Source organism: Telluribacter roseus (genome assembly GCF_017355915.2).
Taxonomy (GTDB): Bacteria; Bacteroidota; Bacteroidia; order Cytophagales; family Spirosomataceae; genus Telluribacter.
Genome location: NZ_JAFEUV020000001.1, coordinates 1 through 20,087 on the forward strand (window position 1 = coordinate 1; position 20,087 = coordinate 20,087).

The 20,087-nt window shown below is 50.5% G+C and carries 20 protein-coding genes; 9 read left to right on the forward strand and 11 right to left on the reverse strand.

Annotation, left to right across the window (positions count from 1 at the left end; translation table 11 throughout):
* Positions 1-741 precede the first annotated feature (741 nt).
* Positions 742-2,415: an ArnT family glycosyltransferase gene (locus tag JTN23_RS00005; protein ID WP_247231258.1), complete on the forward strand. Its 1,674-nt coding sequence runs from the start codon at positions 742-744 to the stop codon at positions 2,413-2,415.
* Between the two features lie 77 nt (positions 2,416-2,492).
* Here the strand turns inward: JTN23_RS00005 and JTN23_RS00010 are convergent, their stop codons facing one another.
* On the reverse strand, positions 2,493-3,083 hold the full coding sequence (locus JTN23_RS00010; RefSeq protein ID WP_247232322.1) for a M15 family metallopeptidase: 591 nt from the start codon (positions 3,081-3,083) through the stop codon (positions 2,493-2,495).
* A 422-nt stretch (positions 3,084-3,505) separates the two neighbouring features.
* Here JTN23_RS00010 and JTN23_RS00015 point away from each other — a divergent pair, with 422 nt between their 5' ends.
* Positions 3,506-4,165 carry a response regulator transcription factor gene (locus tag JTN23_RS00015; RefSeq protein WP_247231260.1) on the forward strand — a complete coding sequence of 220 codons (660 nt, stop codon included), beginning with the start codon at positions 3,506-3,508 and terminating at the stop codon, positions 4,163-4,165.
* Between the two features lie 162 nt (positions 4,166-4,327).
* Positions 4,328-4,759, forward strand: a complete 432-nt coding sequence (locus tag JTN23_RS00020; protein WP_247231261.1) for a hypothetical protein — start codon at positions 4,328-4,330, stop codon at positions 4,757-4,759.
* Positions 4,760-4,821: 62 nt separating this feature from the next.
* On the opposite strand, the gene JTN23_RS00025 is transcribed toward JTN23_RS00020, so the two are convergent.
* The 5 genes from JTN23_RS00025 to JTN23_RS00045 all read right to left on the reverse strand — a co-directional run bounded on the left by JTN23_RS00025 (position 4,822) and on the right by JTN23_RS00045 (position 8,515).
* Positions 4,822-5,496, reverse strand: a complete 675-nt coding sequence (locus JTN23_RS00025; protein WP_247231263.1) for a hypothetical protein — start codon at positions 5,494-5,496, stop codon at positions 4,822-4,824.
* Positions 5,497-5,728: 232 nt separating this feature from the next.
* The gene (locus JTN23_RS00030; RefSeq protein WP_247231265.1) at positions 5,729-6,721 is read right to left on the reverse strand and encodes a toast rack family protein; all 993 of its coding nucleotides are present in this window, start codon (positions 6,719-6,721) and stop codon (positions 5,729-5,731) included.
* A 12-nt stretch (positions 6,722-6,733) separates the two neighbouring features.
* On the reverse strand, positions 6,734-6,919 hold the full coding sequence (locus tag JTN23_RS00035) for a LiaI-LiaF-like domain-containing protein (protein WP_247231267.1): 186 nt from the start codon (positions 6,917-6,919) through the stop codon (positions 6,734-6,736).
* A gap of 86 nt (positions 6,920-7,005) precedes the next feature.
* Positions 7,006-7,680: a PspC domain-containing protein gene (locus JTN23_RS00040; protein WP_247231269.1), complete on the reverse strand. Its 675-nt coding sequence runs from the start codon at positions 7,678-7,680 to the stop codon at positions 7,006-7,008.
* A gap of 211 nt (positions 7,681-7,891) precedes the next feature.
* Entirely contained in the window at positions 7,892-8,515 is a 624-nt protein-coding gene (locus JTN23_RS00045) for a hypothetical protein (protein ID WP_247231271.1), read from the reverse strand.
* Positions 8,516-8,778: 263 nt separating this feature from the next.
* Between JTN23_RS00045 and mnmA the strand changes: the two genes are divergently transcribed.
* The 3 genes from mnmA (at position 8,779) to JTN23_RS00060 (ending at position 10,707) form a co-directional block, all read left to right on the forward strand.
* Complete coding sequence (mnmA, locus tag JTN23_RS00050; RefSeq protein ID WP_247231273.1) at positions 8,779-9,891, forward strand: tRNA 2-thiouridine(34) synthase MnmA; 1,113 nt, start codon at positions 8,779-8,781, stop codon at positions 9,889-9,891.
* A 100-nt stretch (positions 9,892-9,991) separates the two neighbouring features.
* Positions 9,992-10,348 (forward strand): hypothetical protein, encoded by a 357-nt coding sequence (locus JTN23_RS00055; RefSeq protein WP_247231275.1) that lies wholly within the window; start codon positions 9,992-9,994, stop codon positions 10,346-10,348.
* An 83-nt stretch (positions 10,349-10,431) separates the two neighbouring features.
* On the forward strand, positions 10,432-10,707 hold the full coding sequence (locus JTN23_RS00060) for an Rdx family protein (RefSeq protein WP_247231277.1): 276 nt from the start codon (positions 10,432-10,434) through the stop codon (positions 10,705-10,707).
* 8 nt (positions 10,708-10,715) lie between these two features.
* Here the strand turns inward: JTN23_RS00060 and JTN23_RS00065 are convergent, their stop codons facing one another.
* Positions 10,716-11,054: a DUF983 domain-containing protein gene (locus JTN23_RS00065; RefSeq protein WP_247231279.1), complete on the reverse strand. Its 339-nt coding sequence runs from the start codon at positions 11,052-11,054 to the stop codon at positions 10,716-10,718.
* Positions 11,055-11,338: 284 nt separating this feature from the next.
* Here JTN23_RS00065 and JTN23_RS00070 point away from each other — a divergent pair, with 284 nt between their 5' ends.
* Positions 11,339-12,970, forward strand: a complete 1,632-nt coding sequence (locus tag JTN23_RS00070; RefSeq protein WP_247231281.1) for a carboxylesterase/lipase family protein — start codon at positions 11,339-11,341, stop codon at positions 12,968-12,970.
* Between the two features lie 242 nt (positions 12,971-13,212).
* Here the strand turns inward: JTN23_RS00070 and JTN23_RS00075 are convergent, their stop codons facing one another.
* From JTN23_RS00075 to JTN23_RS00085, 3 genes are read right to left on the reverse strand one after another with little or no spacing between them, the layout of a single operon-like run.
* Positions 13,213-13,812 carry a hypothetical protein gene (locus JTN23_RS00075; protein ID WP_247231283.1) on the reverse strand — a complete coding sequence of 200 codons (600 nt, stop codon included), beginning with the start codon at positions 13,810-13,812 and terminating at the stop codon, positions 13,213-13,215.
* A gap of 21 nt (positions 13,813-13,833) precedes the next feature.
* Positions 13,834-14,355, reverse strand: coding sequence for a DinB family protein (locus JTN23_RS00080; protein WP_247231285.1), 522 nt, complete (start codon positions 14,353-14,355; stop codon positions 13,834-13,836).
* 26 nt (positions 14,356-14,381) lie between these two features.
* Positions 14,382-15,701 (reverse strand): DEAD/DEAH box helicase, encoded by a 1,320-nt coding sequence (locus tag JTN23_RS00085; RefSeq protein WP_247231287.1) that lies wholly within the window; start codon positions 15,699-15,701, stop codon positions 14,382-14,384.
* 196 nt (positions 15,702-15,897) lie between these two features.
* Here JTN23_RS00085 and JTN23_RS00090 point away from each other — a divergent pair, with 196 nt between their 5' ends.
* Positions 15,898-16,386, forward strand: coding sequence for a CinA family protein (locus JTN23_RS00090; RefSeq protein WP_247231290.1), 489 nt, complete (start codon positions 15,898-15,900; stop codon positions 16,384-16,386).
* A 164-nt stretch (positions 16,387-16,550) separates the two neighbouring features.
* Entirely contained in the window at positions 16,551-18,917 is a 2,367-nt protein-coding gene (locus JTN23_RS00095) for a S9 family peptidase (protein ID WP_247231292.1), read from the forward strand.
* Positions 18,918-18,993: 76 nt separating this feature from the next.
* On the opposite strand, the gene JTN23_RS00100 is transcribed toward JTN23_RS00095, so the two are convergent.
* Positions 18,994-19,590 (reverse strand): YMGG-like glycine zipper-containing protein, encoded by a 597-nt coding sequence (locus tag JTN23_RS00100; RefSeq protein WP_247231294.1) that lies wholly within the window; start codon positions 19,588-19,590, stop codon positions 18,994-18,996.
* Between the last annotated feature and the right edge of the window lie 497 nt (positions 19,591-20,087).

Below are 20,087 nucleotides of genomic sequence, written 5' to 3' on the forward strand. Positions count from 1 at the left end.
AACGTAAGGCCAGCGGATGCTTATTGGGGCCTTCAGGATCAGATCTTGGCCCAGCGGCAAAAAATCAAGCATATGTCAATGCTTAAACGTCGGAAAAATCATATTTTTCAGCAACTCCAAAGAGGATAAAACCTTCTCTTCTCTTTTCACCCGCAGTTGTCCACTTTTCGCTGACGATCTACACCCCACTATCTGTACTCGCAGATTCACTAATTACCTACGTCATGTTCTTTCTTTGTTATATAGAATAGGAGAGAAATTTATCCAACGGTAAGCTACTTAAGAGAAGGAGTTGATTACGAATTATGCATCGCCCCTGTTTTATAAGTTCTTCTATGTACTGAAAGGGGCGCTCTTGGTTAGGACAAGATACCTAATTCTTTGCTACCGCCAGTTTGCAACTGGTGGTACATAATCCTGTAAGCCTTTGACTACACTACTCAGCGGTAACTACTGAAATACTACTATCCTGGAAGGTAGAGATCAATGGATTTGATGGTTTTGCAAGTCACAGACTTGCTTCATTGCCTTAGCCACCAGTTGCAAACTGGCGGCAGCTTAGGTAGCTGAGCGGAGCCAGCTATCTTTCATATTGAGGAGTGTTAGCCTTTCGGCAGCGCCGATATGCTTTATGGCAGGGGAACTACATCTGGAAATGTTACCAGAATTTAGAGTGCTGTATATCTGCCTTCGCCCGAAACCAGTAAGTTTGCCCCGTGAAAAGTGAAACGACACGTATTGATGAGTACCCTTCGCCGCATTGACTACCTGCTGATTGGAATTGGAGCTTTACTAGTATATGGATTAGGCCTATTTCTGCCCATTCTCAATTCGGATCCGGCCTTTAATGCCACCGTAGCTTTGCGTATGTACCAGTCGGGCGATTATGTGAGCCTGATAGACCAGTTTACCCCCTACCTCGATAAACCCCACCTGTCGTTCTGGCTGGCTGCGGCTTCGTTTGAGGTATTTGGGGTATCGGCCTGGGCCTATCGTATGCCCTCCCTTATTGTTTCTATATTGGGTATATATGCTACCTACCGCCTGGGAAGGGAGGCGTATAATAAAGAAGTTGGAAGCCTGGCGGCGGTAGTGCTGGCTACTATGCAGGCGCAGATCCTGGCGAACCATGATGTACGGATGGATGCCCTGCTGACGGGCTTTGTGGCTATCGGGGCCTGGCAACTGTATGAGTACCTGAAGTACGGCCGAATCAGCGGACTGGTATGGGGGGCGGTCATGGCGGGGCTGGCCTTCAATGTAAAGGGCATGGTAGGAGTAGGCGTACTGGGTATTGCCTTCCTGATCGAGGTACTGCACCAGCGGGCGTGGGGGTGGCTTTTCTCCCTCTCAATATTTGCTGCTGTTGTTGCTTTTGCCGTCACCATCAGCCCGGTGCTCTGGGCCTTCTACGTGCAGTTTGATCAGCATCCGGAGCAGGTAATAGCGGGCCGTACCGGCGTGTCGGGCGTGCGCTTCATCCTGTGGGACCAGAACTTCGAACGTATGGCCGGTGGACGTTTTGGTCAGGCCGGTGCCAATGATCCGGTCTTTTTCTTTCATACGCTGCTGTGGGCGGCTTTGCCCTGGCCGCTACTTATCTACGCCGGCTGGATCACCCGTTTCCTGCGGTTCAGGCGGATGGGTGCGCAGGAGTGGCTTACGGGAGGCGGAGCGCTGGCCTGTATGATACTCTTTTCGGTTTCGTCATTTAAGCTTCCCCACTACCTCAATATCCTGTTTCCGCTGATGGCGGTGTGGGTGGCTGGCTGGGTGGTACAGGCCCGGCAGACGAATAATACTAGTCTACTGCGATTTATCAGCTGGACGCAGTTCATAGTACCGGCGCTGATGGTGGTGGTCGCTCTTCTACTAAGCCTGTGGGTATTAAGGCAGGAGGTAGGGCTACTGCAGGTAGTACTTATCGCGCTGGGAGGGGTAGGCCTGGCCTTTTACCTGTATACCATCAAGGATGCTCTCCGGCGGGCGCTGGTGTTTTCGGCGCTGGGGGCGCTGTATGTCAATGCTATTCTGAACGGGCTCATATACCCCGCGCTGGATACTTACCAGGCCGGCAATCAGATAGCGAAGGTGATAAAGCAAAAAGAGGTACCAACCGGCCATGTGTATTTTGCCGAAGGTACCCCCTTATTCTACGATCTTGAGCTGGGTATCGAACGGATCATTCCCTACGTGACGCCGCGGCAGGTACAGGAGCTGCTCCGGAAGAAGCAAGCCGTATGGCTGGTGGTAGCCCCGGAGCGAGCCAGGGCGTACCTGCAGGCAGGAGGCCGGGTCGTGAGCCAGCAGTGCTTCGATGATTTTCACATTACCCGCCTGACGGCTCCCTTCCTCAACCCCGCCACCCGGGCAGGTACCTTAGGTAAGTACTGTCTGGTGGAGCTGAGGCGGTAGGGATTGCTACTTTTGAATTAGTGAAGGGAGGAGAACAACTACTTTCCTCCCTTCCTCCTTTCAACCTTTCCTCCTCCCTACTTGATCATCCCGTACTTGGCCTTGGCCCGGCTGCGCGACATGCCATCAAAGTGCCACCATTCGGTAGGGTTGACGGAGAAGCCGGCCTGGGTCATAGCGCGGCGGAGCAGGGCGCGGTTGGCTACCTGCTGGGTGGTAAGTTTGCCCTCGCGGAGCATCTGCTGTTCGGTGCGGGGGTAGGCCAGCGGGCCAAAGTAGTCGTACTTGGTACCCATGTCGAGGGGCTTTCCGGCCGGGTCGGCTACGGTGAGGTCTACGGCACAGCCAAAGTTATGGATAGAGCCTATCTTGGGATCGGCTACGTACTGCGGCTTTTGTCGCACGGGCATATCCAGCGCATCCCACAGGATGTATTGCACCGAGTTGGGGCGGGCCGCATCGTAGACCAGCAGGCGGTGACCCGGCTTGATTTCGTTCAGCAGCTTATTGGCACGGGCTAGCTTGCGAGCCATATCGGGTTGCATATAGGCGCGGGTCAGGTCGCCGTACACGTCTTTCCCGACAAAGTTATCGGTGGTGGAGTACTTAAGCTCTACCAGTAGCGTCGGATCCACTTTCTGAATATCAACCAGCCCCTGTTCTATCATTTTTTTCTCCAGCTCTGGTATGGTGTCACCGTTTTTACGTATAGGGGTACTAGTGCTGTCGGTGGTATGCTTTTTTGGGCTATCAGTAGCAGGCGCAGTAGTCTGATTTATAGTTTGTTGTTCTTTCGAATGGCTTTGGCAGGCACAGGCTGTCCCCAGCAGTAGGGGTAGGTAAAGGAAGGCCAGAGACTTTAGCATAGAGGTATGATTTGGATTGTTGAATTAGGCACTAAATTTCTTCTGAGAGTACAAGTAAAGCTTCTACTTTTACAAATACTATATATTTATTGGCAAAAATCGGCAAGTTTTGGTTATTATTACTGAATATTTAGTTGATAATAATCACGAACGATGATTGTACAAGAGTGTATACAGAGACTTTAAAAGGCTCGAAGTAGGTCGTTCACACTAATGCACACAGAATGAACAAGATCAGACTCTTACTGGCTGATGATCACCGCGTACTGGTTGAAAGCCTGGCTATGCTGGTGGGAACCATGGATGGAGTGGAAGTAGTAGGAATTGCAAATAACGGGCACGAGGTACTCGAAAAGCTTGAAAAGCAGGAAGTAGAAGTAGTACTCTCAGACCTGCATATGCCCCAGATGGGAGGTATTGACCTGGCGTACCAGGTAAGTAAAAAATTTGCGGATGTAAAGGTACTTCTCCTGACGATGGACGAAGAGCCTGCTATCATTAAAGAGGCACTTAAGGCAGGAGCCAAAGGCTATGTACTGAAGAATGCCTCCCGCTCTGATCTGGAAGAGGCACTGCGAACAATCATGTCCGGCGGGGTATACCTTCACGATCGGATCAGAGAACTGCTGGCTCAGGCAGAGGCCAATGGCAACGGTAATGGCAATGGTCATGATGGTGACGGACTGATAGGTGGCCTTACTACCCGGGAGATAGAGGTAATACGCTATATTATCAATGAAGTACCTACCGCTCAGATCGCGGAGGAGATGTTCATTGCACCGAGTACCGTAGAGACCCACCGACGGAATATCTTCAAGAAACTAAATATACATAGTGTTATTGGCCTTACCCGCTTCGCTATCAAGCACGGCCTGATCAAGTAACCTTCAGGGAATAAATGTGTAGTTTGATGGAGGGTCAACGAATATTTCTTTGTATTTATAATATAATCGATAGGACTGTAGGGGTATGGGGATGTATTTTTTACTATTATTAGTTAATTCGCCCGAAAGTAATTTCTAGTAAAACCTCATCCATCCAACTCCATGAAACACTTTATCCCTCTGGCAGCGTTACTGCTGCTCTGTGCTTGTCTATTTATTGGTTGTAAGAAAAACGGAGATCCGGTGGTACCGGTGGAGACATCCCCCTACATCGGCCTTTGGGCGGGTACTACGAATGCCGGTGACTCTCTGAAATTTACGGTTTCGGATGTACAGGGTAAAATTATGCTGACGGGCTACGATGTAGACGTCAGAATGAAGTACAATGGAAAAGATATAACAATCAAGCAGAAAGAGACTAATTCTGCGGGGTATGCTGAAGTAGTGGATAGTAAGATCAGTTATAAGTTGAATGGGATCGAGATCAATTTCAACTTCACCAGCCCTACTACGCTGGTAGGAGCGTACAGAGGCGAAGTGCCTATGCCTAGCCCAACCGTGATCGAGGGTACGTTTATTGCTAAGAAGAAGTAGCTATAACTACGTATAGTACATAAAAAAGGCCCGGACGCTACACCTCCGGGCCTTTCCTTTTATTATTTCTTTTTGCTGGCTTCTGCCTTGCTGGTTTCTCCCCAGTTGACTCTGAACTTTCCGTCGGTGACGGTGATTTCATCGGTTTCTTTTGTCTTCTTGGTATTGTCATGATCGTGCGGATCACCCGTTACGAGCATACCCCCGCCCGCGGCCGTAATTACCTTTTTTTCCAGGTTAGCCATCAGGCCGTATCCGCTCATGGTAGCCACGGCTCTCTTCTGGTAGTACACGCCTTTCATTTTGGCGTCAAAAGTACCTTCGATGGAGTTATTTGTAACAGAAGTAACAGTGACGGTACCACTCACCGACTCGCCATCATGGAAGCCGTGTCCCATTTTTTTGGTTTCTTCGGTATAGTCTACCAGCGCGTAGCCGTTAGGTAGCTCCTGGGCTTTTTCGTATTTGGATTCCAGCTCGCGCATGGTAAGTACCGGATAGGTACCGGGCTTGAGCTCACCGAAGTAGTACAGTCGGATCCAGAGCTGTACATCAGGGTTAACCTCCATACCGGCAATGGCCAGATAGTTGAAGTCGCTGACGGGGATTTTGAGGCGCTGGGCTTTGGCCTGCCACTCTTTGCCGTTGATGGTAGCCTTAAAGGTGTTGTCGGGTACCTGGGCATACGCTGTGGTACCCAGGAATAATCCTGCTACCAGAATGAAGATGTTTTTCATAGCTATTAGATAATGATTTGGTGGTTATATAACCCGTGTTTCCAGCGAAGTTATGGTTACTTTCAATGGGCTACAACATTCCCGGAGCAAATCTTATCCAGCGGTGTAACTGGCTGATGAGCGGGTAGATAAGTGGATGTTGTGCAGCAGCAGGTAGCTGGTAGTGACCACAAAAAAAGCCCCATCGGTATCTTTATGACCGATGGGGCAATAGAGGGAGCTTACGAAATGACTAGTACCGGTTGATCCTGACTTTGGACAGGCCCGCGTCGTACTTGATGGTGATCTTTCGGGTAGCGGTATCGAAGTTAGGTGAGCGGTAGAGGTTATCTTCTACTTTCTGCAGGTCGTCGAGGTTTCGGATATTCATGGCTCCGTCTATCCTTACTTCACAGCCTGCCGCTTTGGGTACTTCGAGCGTCACCGACGCTACTCCTGATTCTATTTTCACATCCGTATCTGCCTTTTCACCCAGGCGTACATCTACATCAGCTACGCCGGTACTTACCTTCAGAGTTTTTACCTTGTAGTTGCTCAAGTCTATGTCAGCTTTGCCGGCGCCTATACCGATGTCCACGTTCCATACCGGTGCTTCATTCAGGCTCATGGTCACGACATTCTTGACCTTGCCATCCTTGATGTTGATCTGTTCCTGCTCCATCTTGAACTCCACGGTAGCCGTACCATCGGTCTTGTTGCTGCGGATGTTGGAGATAAATCCACCCAGCGACGAACGCGTATCGGCTTCAAAGAGCTTGGCGGTAGTACCTATCAGCTTGAACTCACCGGCTCCACCTTCCAGATTGAAGGTAGCTTCCTGAATAGCGGCATCCATTTCATACTCGTAGTGGTTGGTCTGGGTACGGGTAGGGCGGCTGCGGCGGTCCTCCTCGTAGTCCTGGTCGCTCGAGTCATGATCGTTGTTGTCGTCATGGTCCCAGCGGAAGTCCCAGTTGTTACGATGACGGTCGAAGGCGCGGTCGGTCCGGTACAGGATGCCGCCCAGTACAGCCAGCGCGATCAGCAAGCCGGCCAGGCCGCTGCCGACGCCACTGCGTTCACGCCCGGATACCAGCAGACTGATACCCGCCAGGATGAGCAGCGCCGGCCAGTACCGGAGTACTCCTTCCCAGTCCAGGTCGAGCAGGCCCATGTTGCGGAGGAGCCAGAATACCCCCAGCACCACCAACAGGCCTCCCCATATTATTCCATTTGATCTTCTCATGATAGGTTCAGGTTAGTAATTGGAGTGGGTACTTTTATCCGTACTAAATGTATGGCGAAACAAGAGTAACACTCCCGACACGATCAGGATCACGGGCCAGAAGTACCGGCCAAAATCAATGCTGGAAAGTTCTTCGATCAGAAACATGGAGCCTGCTACAATGAGCATCACGCCCCAGAATGTGTTACGGAAAGTCATGGCTGTTTATCGTTTTTGGTGTTAAAGGTAAATGTATGGGTACCGGGGCAGGAGGTTCGCTACCTCGGTGGAAGTATCAGTAAGTACTAGTTGACCCGTATGGTGGGTTCATCATCGCCGGGGCCCTTGTCCCGGTTCACGTTGGGATCCGTAGGCCAGGTACGATCGCTGGTAGCACTGGACGGTGGCGGAGTTGGAGTTGGGGCCGGAGTGGGAACTACCGGATCAAACGGCTCGGCCGGTGGTGGCGTAATAATGGGCTCGTGATGATCCCGCATGCTTTCCTCGTCCCGCTGGCGCAGCAACAGGTACGCTCCGATGCCGATCAGGGCGGCCGGCCAGAAGTAGTGACGTATGCTGTACCAGATAGGCAGTTCGTCAATAAGCAACACCACGCCCACGGCTACCAGACCGAAGCCCAGGATCTTGGCCGACTGACCGGGCTTGCCCGATGGTGAATCAAAAACGCTGTAGGGTCTTGAAGCATTACCGGGTATGCCACCGGTCGTTTCTCCGGTGGTTGTACCGGTGGTACCCGTACCTGTACCCGTAAAGGTAGTAGTGGTAGTATCGCCCTCAGGTAACGCTACCCACAGGATGATATAGGCTATGATGATCCAGCCGGCATGCGGAGGCAGCAGCAGGGCCAGCACAAAAAGTACTCGAATGATGGCTTTATCAACCCCGAAATAGTCAGCAACACCGGCGGCTACACCGCCCAGTACTGCTTCTCCAGGTATACGACGCAATTTCTTTTCCATGGTATTAGGTTTGGCTATGTTTTAATTTGTATTCAAAGGTAGTAGGTTATGCAAGATACTTCAAGCCGGAACTTTATTATCGGTTCCAGTTGAGGTTGAATGGTAAAATAGTGGGATACTACCTAAATGTCAAATATAGCCGGGCTAATCACCTGGTAGGGCGGAGTGGGAAAAGAAAAGGAGCTGCTGGTGAAGCCGGTAGCGTAAAGGATCAATCTTCCTCGAGGGCTTCCAGAATATCCATCATAGATCCAAAATCCTTATAGCCGGGGCGAATCTCTTCACTACCGCGCAGAGCAACACCTTGTACCGACGTAGTTGACAGCAGATCTTTTACCTCCTGTTCGTCGTTCAGCCCGAAGCCTACCAGGATCGGATACTGGGCAGATAGCTGGTTCAGGAAACCGTTCCATTCGTCGGTAAGTCCGGCATTCTGATCGCTCTCGAGCAGGAAGTAGTCCACCTCAGCCTGGTAGCGGCTCATGAGGGCATCCAGTTCGTCAGCCCCGTAGGTATCTACATTGACCCGGAGCAGCAGGGGCAGTGAAGCCTCACTGCGCAGGTAGGGGAGCAGGTTGGGCTCTTCAACCTGCAGCGCATCTACGGGATACTCTTTCAGGAGCTCAAGCAGCTGCTGAGGCTCCGTCTGCGACGACTCGGCCACGAGCTTAACACCCGCCAGCCACGAGCGTATCTCTTCAAATTTCTTGGGAGCTACATAGTTGGGTGAATCAGCATCCACCGAAAAACCCAGCATATCTACACCCATACCGGCGCAGTAGCGCGCATCGGACAGGTTGGTAACGTTACTTATCTTGACAGTAGTAGAGAGCATTTGTATGTATTTAAAACAGGTACGAGCAGGAGGGACAGATAGAACAAAAACCCTCACCTACTCAGCAAATATCTTTACAAAGCTACACCATCTCCGGCTATTTAGTCAAAGATTCGCCCCGTTATTCGTAACTTTGCAGGCTATTGACAGCAGTACCTGTAGTACGATGAACTTAATCGCTCGGGCCGACTGTTAGTCTCAAACTAGTACTATTTTAATAATACATCCAATCGGGAGGCTTTGAACCTCCGCGGATTATTGACATGAGCAAACACGGACGAATTCTGGTCGCCATGAGTGGCGGCATCGACTCTTCACTGGCGGCGGTAATGCTGCACGAAGAAGGCTACGAGGTCATCGGTATGACCATGAAAACCTGGGACTACGCCAGCAGCGGCGGGACCAAAAAAGAAACAGGTTGCTGTTCCCTCGACTCCATCAACGACGCCCGCAACGTGGCCGTGGAGCTGGGCTTCCCCCACTACATCCTCGACATCCGCAACGAGTTTGGTGACTACGTGATCGATCACTTTACCAGCGAGTACCTAGCCGGACGCACCCCCAATCCTTGTGTATTGTGTAACACGCACATCAAGTGGGACGCGCTGCTGCGCCGCGCCGACCGCCTGGACTGTCAGTACATCGCGACCGGGCACTATGCCAACCTGCGCGAGGAAAACGGACGCCACATAGTATCCAAAGGAGTAGATGTACTCAAAGACCAAAGCTATGTACTCTGGGGGGTATCGCAGGAGAGCCTGAGCCGTACTAAGCTGCCGCTGGGTCATCTGCGCAAGAGCGAGATCCGCGATATGGCGCGTGAGCGCGGCTTTATAGACCTGGTTAATAAATCAGAGAGCTACGAGATCTGCTTTGTGCCCGACAACGACTACCGGGGCTTTCTGCGCCGGCAGGTACCCGGACTGGAAGAGCAGGTAGCGGGCGGAAACTATGTACTGGAAGATGGTACCGTAGTAGGTAAGCACGAAGGGTACCCCTTCTATACCGTAGGGCAGCGTAAAGGCCTGGGTATAGCCCTGGGAAGACCTATATTCGTGACTGAGATTCGTAAGGAAACCAATGAAGTAGTACTTGGGGATATGCCTTCGCTGTACCGCGATGGAATGTACGTCAGCAAGCTCAACCTCCAGAAGTACGCTTCCATCGACCAGCCTCTCGAAACAGTTACCAAAGTGCGTTACAAGCATGAGGGTACCCCAGCGACGGTGATTCAGGAGGAGCCCGATAAAATAAAAGTACTCTTCCACGATGGTGTCAACGGCATTGCCCCCGGACAGGCGGCTGTATTCTACGAAGGCGACGACGTAGTAGGCGGCGGCTGGATCATGAAGAGCTTCCAGCAAACCATAGCCTAAACTACCGGCCCTTCCCCATTGGGGAAGGGCTTTTTTCTTCAATCAGGTTCCAACCAATTTGTCAGGACAAGTATCTTCCTGTAAAATGGACGGAATATATATGAAGAACATAGTTAGGATACTGGCACTGATACTAGCTTTATCAGGCTGTGAAAATGATAAAACACTGGCGCCGGACTGCGTGAAGGCTCAGTACCTCAGGGCTACCGACTCACCCTGCGGCGGTCCTGATAAGGTACTGGTACTGGGTGGAAAGCAGAATATTCATGATCTTTTCCCGGAAACGAGCTGGTCGGACAGCCTCTTCATAACTACTACTGTACCGGAGCAGTACCGCAAGCCGGGGCAGGTGCTGTATTTCAAACCCGAAAAAGCGGCCTCTAAGCTATGTCTGGCTGTATTTATGGCCTATCCCGAAGTAAGGATGTTGAATGTGTCCACTACGTCTTGCCGCTAAGAGGTTTATTCAATTATATACTGCCTGATTGGTGACACTTTCTGAACTTTGTGGTTCTATTAAGGACATTTGAACCCAGATACATGAAGCCTACTGTCACCATAGAATACTGCCCCAAGTGCGGCTGGCTGCTGCGAGCTGCCTGGATGGCACAAGAACTACTCACTACCTTTTCGGAAGATCTCTACGGCGTTACCATCCATCCGGCCGAGGTAGCGGGCCGCTACTCCATCACGCTGGGAGATGAGGTACTCTGGGACCGCAAACGCGAAGGCCGCTTTCCTGAGCCTAAGGAGGTCAAGCAGCTCATCCGCGACCGCATTGACCCCGAGCGTAGCCTGGGCCACAGCGACCGCTAACAGTTCAGCTACCTAAATCCTTCCTTGTGAGGAATCTGATCGCAGGGGCCTTCGTAGCCGATGAAAATATTGATCCAGATGGAGCGGGATAGCCGGAATATAATGGACAGGAGCAGAATAGCCATAATGACTATGCTGACGACCATGGTAGTCGTAGAAAAGTCCCCCAGCAGTACGTTAAGTGCCACCCACACGGATACGAAAAGGGCGGTATTGAGTGCATAGCTCACAAACATGGCTCCAAAGTAGTAACCTGGCTCCGGCTCAAATGACTGCCCGCAGCAGGGACACTTGGGGTGCATCTTCGAAAATTTGCCCGGGCTGAATAGGGTTTTTGGGGGGAACATGTCTCCCTCATGACAGCGTGGACACTTAAAGTTGAATATGCTATATAGTCGAGATTCTTTCCAGGCCATTGTACACTTCTTTTAGTTGTTTAAAAAGCGAAGGTAAAGATTTACCCAACACTTCAAGCCTACCGGCCCACTGTTGCGTGGCGTTGAGCAGTACGCTTGTTAACAAGTTTGATTAAAATCATGCCGAACCTTCACTAAGTAGAATCAATTAGGTAGCTACTCTTTATGTATGCAGTACAAGTTGTTACAGATAGTTTACCTAATGTTAATTACCTATGAAAACAGTTCTTGCTTTACTATTGATGAGTACTCCCTTAATGACCCTGGCGCAAATAAAAAAAGAAGGAGAGGCACCCCGTGTCAAAGTAGCACAGGGTACCCTGGAAGGCATTGATGAGTCAGGGGTGTATACCTTTAAGGGGGTTCCGTTTGCACAGCCTCCGGTAGGGGACCTGCGCTGGAAGGCTCCGCAGCCTCCCAAAGGCTGGCAGGGCGTACGTGAGGCCAAGAAGTTTGGGCCACGGCCTATGCAGCGGGCCGTATTTGGTGATATGAACTTCCGCTCCGACGGCATGAGCGAAGACTGCCTGTACCTCAATGTATGGACGCCCGCCAAGACAGGTAATGAGCGACTGCCGGTGCTGATCTACATCTATGGTGGTGGTCTTATCGCCGGTGACGGTTCGGAGCCCCGCTACGACGGGGAGAGCCTGGCCCGCAAAGGCATTATAACGGTTACGTTGAGCCACCGCCTGAGCGTGTTCGGCTTCATGGCGCATCCCGAGCTGACAAAGGAGTCGCCCAATAAGGCCTCCGGCAACTACGGCTTCATGGACCAGACGGCTGCTATCAAATGGATCAAGGACAATATCGCAGCCTTTGGAGGCGATCCTAATAAGATCACGGTAGCGGGTGAGTCGGCCGGTTCGGTATCGGTGAGTGCGCAGATGGCTTCGCCTATGGCAAAAGGACTGATTACCGGTGCCATTGGTTCCAGCGGATCACTGCTCGGTACTTTGTCGGCTACTACGCTGGCACAGGGTGAAGAGAATGGTGCGAAGTTTATGACCATGGCAGGTGCTAAGTCGCTGGCTGATCTGCGTAAGATGTCGGCCGAGGCGATACTGGAGGTTACGGCCAAACAGGGAGTACCTCGCTTTGCAGCTACCGTGGATGGCTACTATTTCCCAAAGCAACCGCTTGATATATTTACAGCTGGCGAGCAGGCCAAGGTACCTCTGCTGGTAGGCTGGAACTCCGAGGAGATGAACTACCGCTCCATCCTGGGCAAGGAAGAACCAACCGTTGAGAACTACCGCAAGGCCGTGCAGAACCTGTACGCCGCTAACGCCGAAGAAGTACTGAAGCTATATCCCGCTACTACCAACGAAGAGGTTATCAAATCAGCTACTGCTCTGGCGGGTGACCGCTTTACCGGATACAGCAGCTGGAAGTGGGGCGATGTACACGCCCAGACCAGCGGCAAGCCCGTGTTCCGGTACTTCTACACCCGCCCGCGCCCGGTGATGCGTCCCGAAATGGGCGATGCTGTAGCCGGACTGGCCGGAGGCGTGATCCGGGGTGAAGCGGCTCAGGTCAATCGCCCACCGGCTCCTACGGGCGCTGTACACTCGGCAGATATTGAGTATGCCATGGGCAACCTGGCTACCAACCGTGTGTACGACTGGCAGCCCGCCGACTACAAGGTTTCGGAGATATTCCAGCAGCTCTACCTCAACTTTGTCAAGACGGGCAATCCCAACGGGCTGGGAGTACCCAACTGGCCTGCTATCAAGCCTAACCAGGGCTCGTCTATGATTATGATCATTGATGAAAATACCCGACTGGAACAGGATACCACCCGCCCCCGGTTCCAGCTACTGGATAAGCTATCCAGCCGGAAGTAAGGAGTCTATCTTATTGATAAGTGAATAGAGTCATAAAGTATGCGATTAGATGTGTCAGGCTGAGCGCAGTCGAAGCCCTCCTGTATGGACTGGCTTCGACTCCGCTCAGCCTGACAGAAGTTTACAAACTAATTCATTTATCAATAAGTAATATAGGAAGTACCCGGTGCGTAGGTGTCGGGTACTTTTTTTAGGAAAGGATTACCTGTGGGGTCAAACGGTGGTACTGGTACTAATACTTATTACAAATGATTGAAAGACTTTACTTTATCAATGTAATATTTTACAACGAACTCTTGATAAACCCACATATCATTTTCAAGCAAAGAGCTTCTGAGATTTTCTTCTTCATCACTTAGCTGTACTGAGTTTTGATCATTTAGTCGGCCGTTATAACAATGCAAGCGGGCAAACTTAATCTTATTAATTATTTGCCTTTTTCTGTCACTGTCAGGACTATATAGATTAACTGTTTTTTCTATCGTTTTAAATAGGCTCTTAGTATAAAGGAAACAAGCGCCTTCTGCTTCATAAATCTCTTTAAAGTACAAGTAGAGTACTAGTAAAGCCCCTTCTTCTAGCTCGTCCTTATCACTTTGGTTGATTTGTCCATTCAAAAACAAATACTCCCAATAGGGCAAAGTGAGGTGAACGTGGAAGTTTAGGTGACTAGCATATAAGTAACTATAATTCGATAGTTCATGTCTTACAAAACAGAAATCCTTTACTGCCTTTTCAATTTCAAAAAAATTGATTTCTCGTCTTGTTCCATCAATCAAATAGAGCCATAGCTCAGCACTATTAGATGAATATTTATCTTGTTGTCTGTGATTGATCTCCATTGCTCTAACTGCCAAAATCATCTACCCCAATAGAGGCAGGTACCTTTCCTGAATAATGTTGCAGTGGTGCACCGGATGACCAACAATGACAAATCCCAATGCCAGTACCGAAATATCACCTTTGAAGGCTGTCCCTTTCCTCATCAGCATCTCCTCATCAAAGTTCTTGAACATGGATAGGGTAGCGGCGCGAAGTTGCCCCCATTCCTCCAGCAGATCGGGGACTGAGCGTCGGTTGGCCTTAGCATGGCTGGCAAAGAGGTCTTCCTCGAAACCAGGCAGGGTAGTGGCATCGTTACGGGCAAAGCGTAACGCGCGGTAGGTCATGATGCGCTCCGTATCAATGCAGTGCTGCAGGATATCCTTCACCGTCCACTTATCCGGAGCGTAGGTCTTTTCTCCGAGTCGGATGAGCTGGTACGTCTTGACAAACAGGTTCTCCGGGGAGTACTTCTGTAAAGCATCCAGCAGGTCCATTTCGTCAACCAGGTTGATGTACCGGTCAAAGAAAACAGGCAGGGGAGAGATAGCAGACTTATGCATAGTGGAGGTATGGTGTATGTAACTGTTTATTTTGAGATATCAATTTTAACTCTTTTTCCTTTAATTTTCTCGTTTCTGAGTAGCTGCACCACCTGTTTTATTTTTTCTCTCCTGACGGCGACGAAGGAGGTGTGGTCCTGTACCTCTATCAATCCCAGCTCTTCTTTCTTCAGATTTCCCTTTTGGAGGAGCAGCCCCACTATATCTATTTTATTGACTTTATCCTTCTTGCCGGCGCCTATGTACAGGGTACTCCACTCGGTAGGGGGCGGAAGCAGGTCCTGCTCAGGTAGCTCTTCATAGTCCAGTTCCTGAGGCAGATAGGCAGGTACTTCGTCATCAGTCAGGATGAGGTAGGCAGTACCCTTGGCGTGCATCCGGGCGGTGCGGCCGTTGCGGTGGGTAAAAGCTTCCTGACTAGGGGGAAGCTGGTAGTGTATAATATACTCGATCTCGGGAATGTCCAGGCCGCGGGAGGCGAGGTCGGTGGTAATGAGCAGGCGGTGACTGCCATTTCTGAATTTGAGCAAGGCCCGCTCCCGGTCCGGCTGCTCCATGCCTCCGTGAAAGATATCGTGCTCCAGCCCCCTGTTCCATAGTAGCTCGCTGATGCGCTCCACCGCCTCCCGGTGGTTGCAGAACACCAGCGTAGCCTTATTGCCGATTTTACAGATCAGGGAGAACAGCGTCTCGGGTTTTTCGGTGGACTCTGACCGTACGGCTTTGAGCAGCAGATCAGGAGCACTGGTCGTTTCACTGAGGAAGTCCAGCTCCTGGGGATGGTTGATTCCGGTAAATTCCGGGATAGCGCTCATACGGGTAGCGGAGGTAAGTACACGCCGCTGCATACCAGTGAGCTGATTGATGATAAAAGACATATCCTCCTGAAACCCCAGCTCCAGGGCCTTATCAAACTCATCAAGTACCAGCGTATGGATGGTAGACGGATCTATATTCTGGTGGCGGAGGTGGTAGGCAATCCGGCCTGGTGTACCGATCAGCAGGGCGGGGGGCTCTACAAGGCTGTTCTTTTCGATGTAGGTAGGATGGCCCCCGTAGCTACAAAGTACCTTAAATCCGGTACTCATCTGCCGGAATACCTGCTCGATCTGCAGGGCCAGCTCCCGTGAAGGTACCAGTACCAAGGCTTGTACACCGGAGGTACTGGCCAAAAGCCTTTGCAGAACCGGGATCAGAAATGCCAGGGTCTTGCCCGAGCCGGTGGGGGAGAGCAGCACTACGTCATTTTGCTGAGCCGCCCCAATGGCAGCCTGCTGCATGGAGTTAAGGGCTTGTATATTCAGGTTCTCCAGTACCTTCTTTATTGATTCTTCGCTACCAGTCATCTTGATTATTTTTTGAGCCTGCTATGTACGTGCGTAACATCTGATCATTCCGCAGATCCTACAATCACCACAGGCTTTATCCGTAAAGGTAGTGGTTTGTGGCAAGGACGGGAAATGTATTCTTGAACCAGTACCTGGTAGGGTGACTACTGGCAAAGTTTTTTAACTAGTGAGGAGATAAAGAAAACGCACCATTATGCCAGCAGATTCAGTAGTACAACTTTCCCACTTCATGCGGGACAACCAGCTTACCATTTCATTTGCCGAGAGCGCTTCTACCGGTCGATTTGTGTACGATTTTACCAGTGTACCCAATTGTGGTCCTACCGTAAAGGGGAGTATTGTATGCTACGATGTGAGTGTCAAGGAAAGCCTGCTGGGTATTCCCAAGGAGGTCATAGAGCAGTATACGGCCGAATCAGCGGAAGTAACCCAGCACCTGGCCGATAGCCTGAGAGAGCTGATACCCGCCGATATTATCGTAGCCGTTACGGGGCTGGCCTCACCCGGAGGAAGCGAAGCGCCCGATAAGCCCGTAGGTACCATGTTTGTGCACGGGTACATAGGCGACGAGCCTTTCCGCAAGCGGTTTGTGTTTGATGGCGATCCGGATGAGATCATTAAGCAGACCATCGATAGTACGGCTACTTTCCTGCTCGAAAAGGTACAGAACCTTTATGTTTAATGAGGACTCTGGTACGTCCTGCTCTTACCACCAGATAGACGGGGTGAATACGGGAAGAGGCTGTTGTTTGTCAGGACAATAGTTTTGGCTGTGGTACCTCCCAAAGTTGGTGAAAACCTGCTAACTTGCGGGATAAAACTAACGCCAGACCTAACTTCATCTGCATGAAACAAGTGTTTCGCACCCTGGGACTCTTTCTGTTCCTGGGTATGAGTTCTTCCTTTGCCCAAAAGCTTTCGACCCTCACCGTAGAGAAAATCATGCGCGATCCTAAGTCCTGGATCGGTACGTCACCCAGCAATATCTACTGGTCAGAAGATGCTCAGCATATCTACTTCAGCTGGAACCCTGATAAAGCTCTTTCGGACTCCCTGTACAGGTACTCGCTTGCTACCAAAAAAATCACCAAAGTACCTCAGAGCGAGCGGAAGCAACTGCCAACTGCCAGTGGTACCTACAACCGCATGCGTACCCTTAAAGTATACGCTAAGAATGGAGATATCTACCTGCTGGACCGGAAGGGTAATAGCGTCCGCCAGTTAACCAATACCATAGAGGCTGAAAGTAATCCTCTATTCAGCGGCGATGAGCAGAGTGTGATCTTTGAACAGGGCGAAAACCTGTACAGCCTTTCCCTTACTACCGGGCTACTGACACAGCACACGGATTTCAGAGCAGGTAAGAAAAAAGAAGAGCCCAAGTTGAACGAAGAGGAGCAATGGCTGAAGCAGGACCAGTTAACGCAGTTCCAAGTTCTGAAGGAGCGGAAGGAAAAGCGGGATGCGGGCAAAAAGATCAGCGAAGCCGAAAAACCCCACCGCCCTAAAGAGATATACTTGGGCGAAAAGCGGGTAGATAATCCGGTACTTAGCCCCGATGGCCGCTTTGTAACCTACCGGCTGGCGGAGCCGGACAAAAAGGCCAAGCGTACCATAGTACCCAACTACGTGACGGAGTCGGGCTTTACCGAAGATATTCCCGCCCGTACCAAAGTAGGCGCTCCTTTGACCAGTTACGAGTTCTGGGTGTACGATGTCCGGAAAGATACGGCCCGTAAAGTATCTATGAAGCAGATAGCCGGTATATCAGACAAGCCCGATTACCTCAAGGACTACTCTAGGCTGGATTCGGCCTGGAAAAAAGATAAGGAGCGTGATGTACTGGTACATGGCCCTTACTGGTCGGAGGATGGCCGTCAGGCGGTGGTAGTTGTACGCTCACTGGACAACAAAGACCGTTGGATTATGGCGCTTGATCCAGAGAACCTGTCGCTTCGCCTGCTGGATCGTCAGCGCGACGAGGCCTGGATCGGTGGACCGGGCCTGGGTAGTTATCCCATGAGTGCGGGTGAACTTGGCTGGGTCAATAACCAGACCCTATACTTCCAGAGTGAGGCCGATGGCTACTCTCATTTGTATACCATTGATGTAGTAACAGGGCAGAAGAAGCAACTCACCAGGGGAAAGTTCGAAGTACAGAATGTGGTACTATCCAATGATAAGAACTGGTTTTATATCATCACTAATGAAGTACATCCCGGCGAGCAGCATCTGTACAAGATGTCGGTAAATGGTGGAGATCGTACACGCCTGACGCAGGGAACGGGAGCCCATGAGGTAGTGATCTCCCCCGATGAAAACAAACTGGCCGTACGGTACTCCAACAGTACTACTCCCTGGGAGCTGTTTGTGATGGATAATCAGCCTTCGTCCAGGCCTGAGCAGATTACGAAGTCAACTACGGATGAGTTTCGCTCGTATCCCTGGCGGGAGGCCAAGGTCGTTACTTTCAAAGCCGCCGATGGTGCCGATGTATACGGTAGGGTATATGAGCCTAAGAAATCCAACGGTCGGGCCGTGATATTTGTACACGGAGCCGGGTACCTGCAGAACGCCCACAAATGGTGGAGCCAGTACTTTCGGGAGTACATGTTCCACAACCTGCTGACAGACCTGGGCTATACGGTATTGGATATGGACTACCGCGCCAGTGCTGGCTACGGCCGCGACTGGCGGACGGGCATCTACCGCCACATGGGCGGCAAAGACCTCAGCGACCACGTGGATGGTGCCAAATGGCTGGTAAAGAAATACGGGGTGAATCCTAAGAAAATTGGTATTTACGGTGGCTCCTACGGTGGTTTTATTACCCTGATGGCACTCTTTACCGAGCCTGATGTATTTAAAGCCGGTGCCGCTCTTCGCCCTGTTACTGACTGGGCCGCCTACAACCACCCCTACACCGCCAATATCCTTAACGAGCCCCAAGCCGATAGTCTGGCCTACCGCCGCAGCTCTCCTCTCTACCACGCCGCCGGACTCAAAAACCACCTGCTCATCTGCCACGGTATGGTGGATGTAAACGTGCATTTCCAGGATGTGGTGCGACTATCGCAGCGGTTGATCGAGCTAGGGAAGGATAACTGGGAGCTGGCCGTGTACCCTATGGAAGATCATGGCTTTGTGGAGCCATCCTCCTGGACCGATGAGTACAAACGCATCCTTAAGCTATTTGAAGAAAGGCTACGGTAGATTGATCATACTCAGAAAAACAGAAAGCCCGGTGAGAGTGATCTCACCGGGCTTTTTATTTATTATCTACTATATATTAATAATTGGCGTAAGAATAGTCAGGAGTACGACTGGTACGGCTGGCTTCTTTTTTAGCCTTCTGCTTGTCAATCAAGATACCTGTGACAGTACCAGCACCAGCTCCTACGGCTCCACCCAGAATGGCTCCCTGTACCTTTTTCTTAGATACGATAGCACCGGTAGCGGCACCTACCGCACCACCAATAATGGCACCCTTAGCTGGAGTATGCAGACCTTTCTTCTTTTGGGTCTGAGCTACCGGGGCAGTTTTTACCGATGGCTTATACGCATCCGTGCTGGATGAGGTCCGCTCACGGGGTGTCCAGTCATCGTTGACACGCTGAGTTACCTTAGAGTCGCCAGCAACCCGGTTTGATTTTTCGGCTGCGGTGGCTTTGCCAGCTATGGCTACTGACTGCATGGAGTCAATGGCTGCCTGCTTGGCTTTCTGTACATCCAGTTCAGATCTTAGCTTCTGAATCTCAGCTTCGTGCTTAGCTTTGAGCAATTCAGTCTGCATATCTGCAGTGGCTTTATCATTATTTGTGTCCGTTACACCATTACAGGAGAACATCACACTTGCAATTGCTGCTATTACCAATAGATTTTTCATGATTCGTCAGAGTTGGCTCCGTACTCGATCCCGTTTTTGTACGTTAACCAGTATACCGGGTACAGAGCGGTGAAAAATTGGTTATTTGTTAAGCACCTTGTCACACTCATATTAAAAACGAAAGATGCTTAGATTAGGTTCAATTTGTTTAATGAAACTTTATTTATGTTGTGATTTAGCTAACGGTTTGTTTTATTTATTAAAAATTTTAAAATGCCCCGCTATCTAGCTAGCTCACAATTGCCATTCAATCTTTGCTGGCATTAGTTTCTATAAAAACTTCGTTCCAGCTCCTTTTTTCTTGTTTCATGGGGTTTTTGTTGTGTTTCATCAGTTAGATGCTATTCCTGACTACACGTTTAATGCCCATCACAAATTTTTTGTATTTTAATAAGATACGTACATTGACAAGTATGAGTAAACTTGTGGACTTACTGAGATAGAAGTGGTTATCAGAGATAGGGGCTAGACAGTAATTCTGTTTTGGCTTTTTCTGA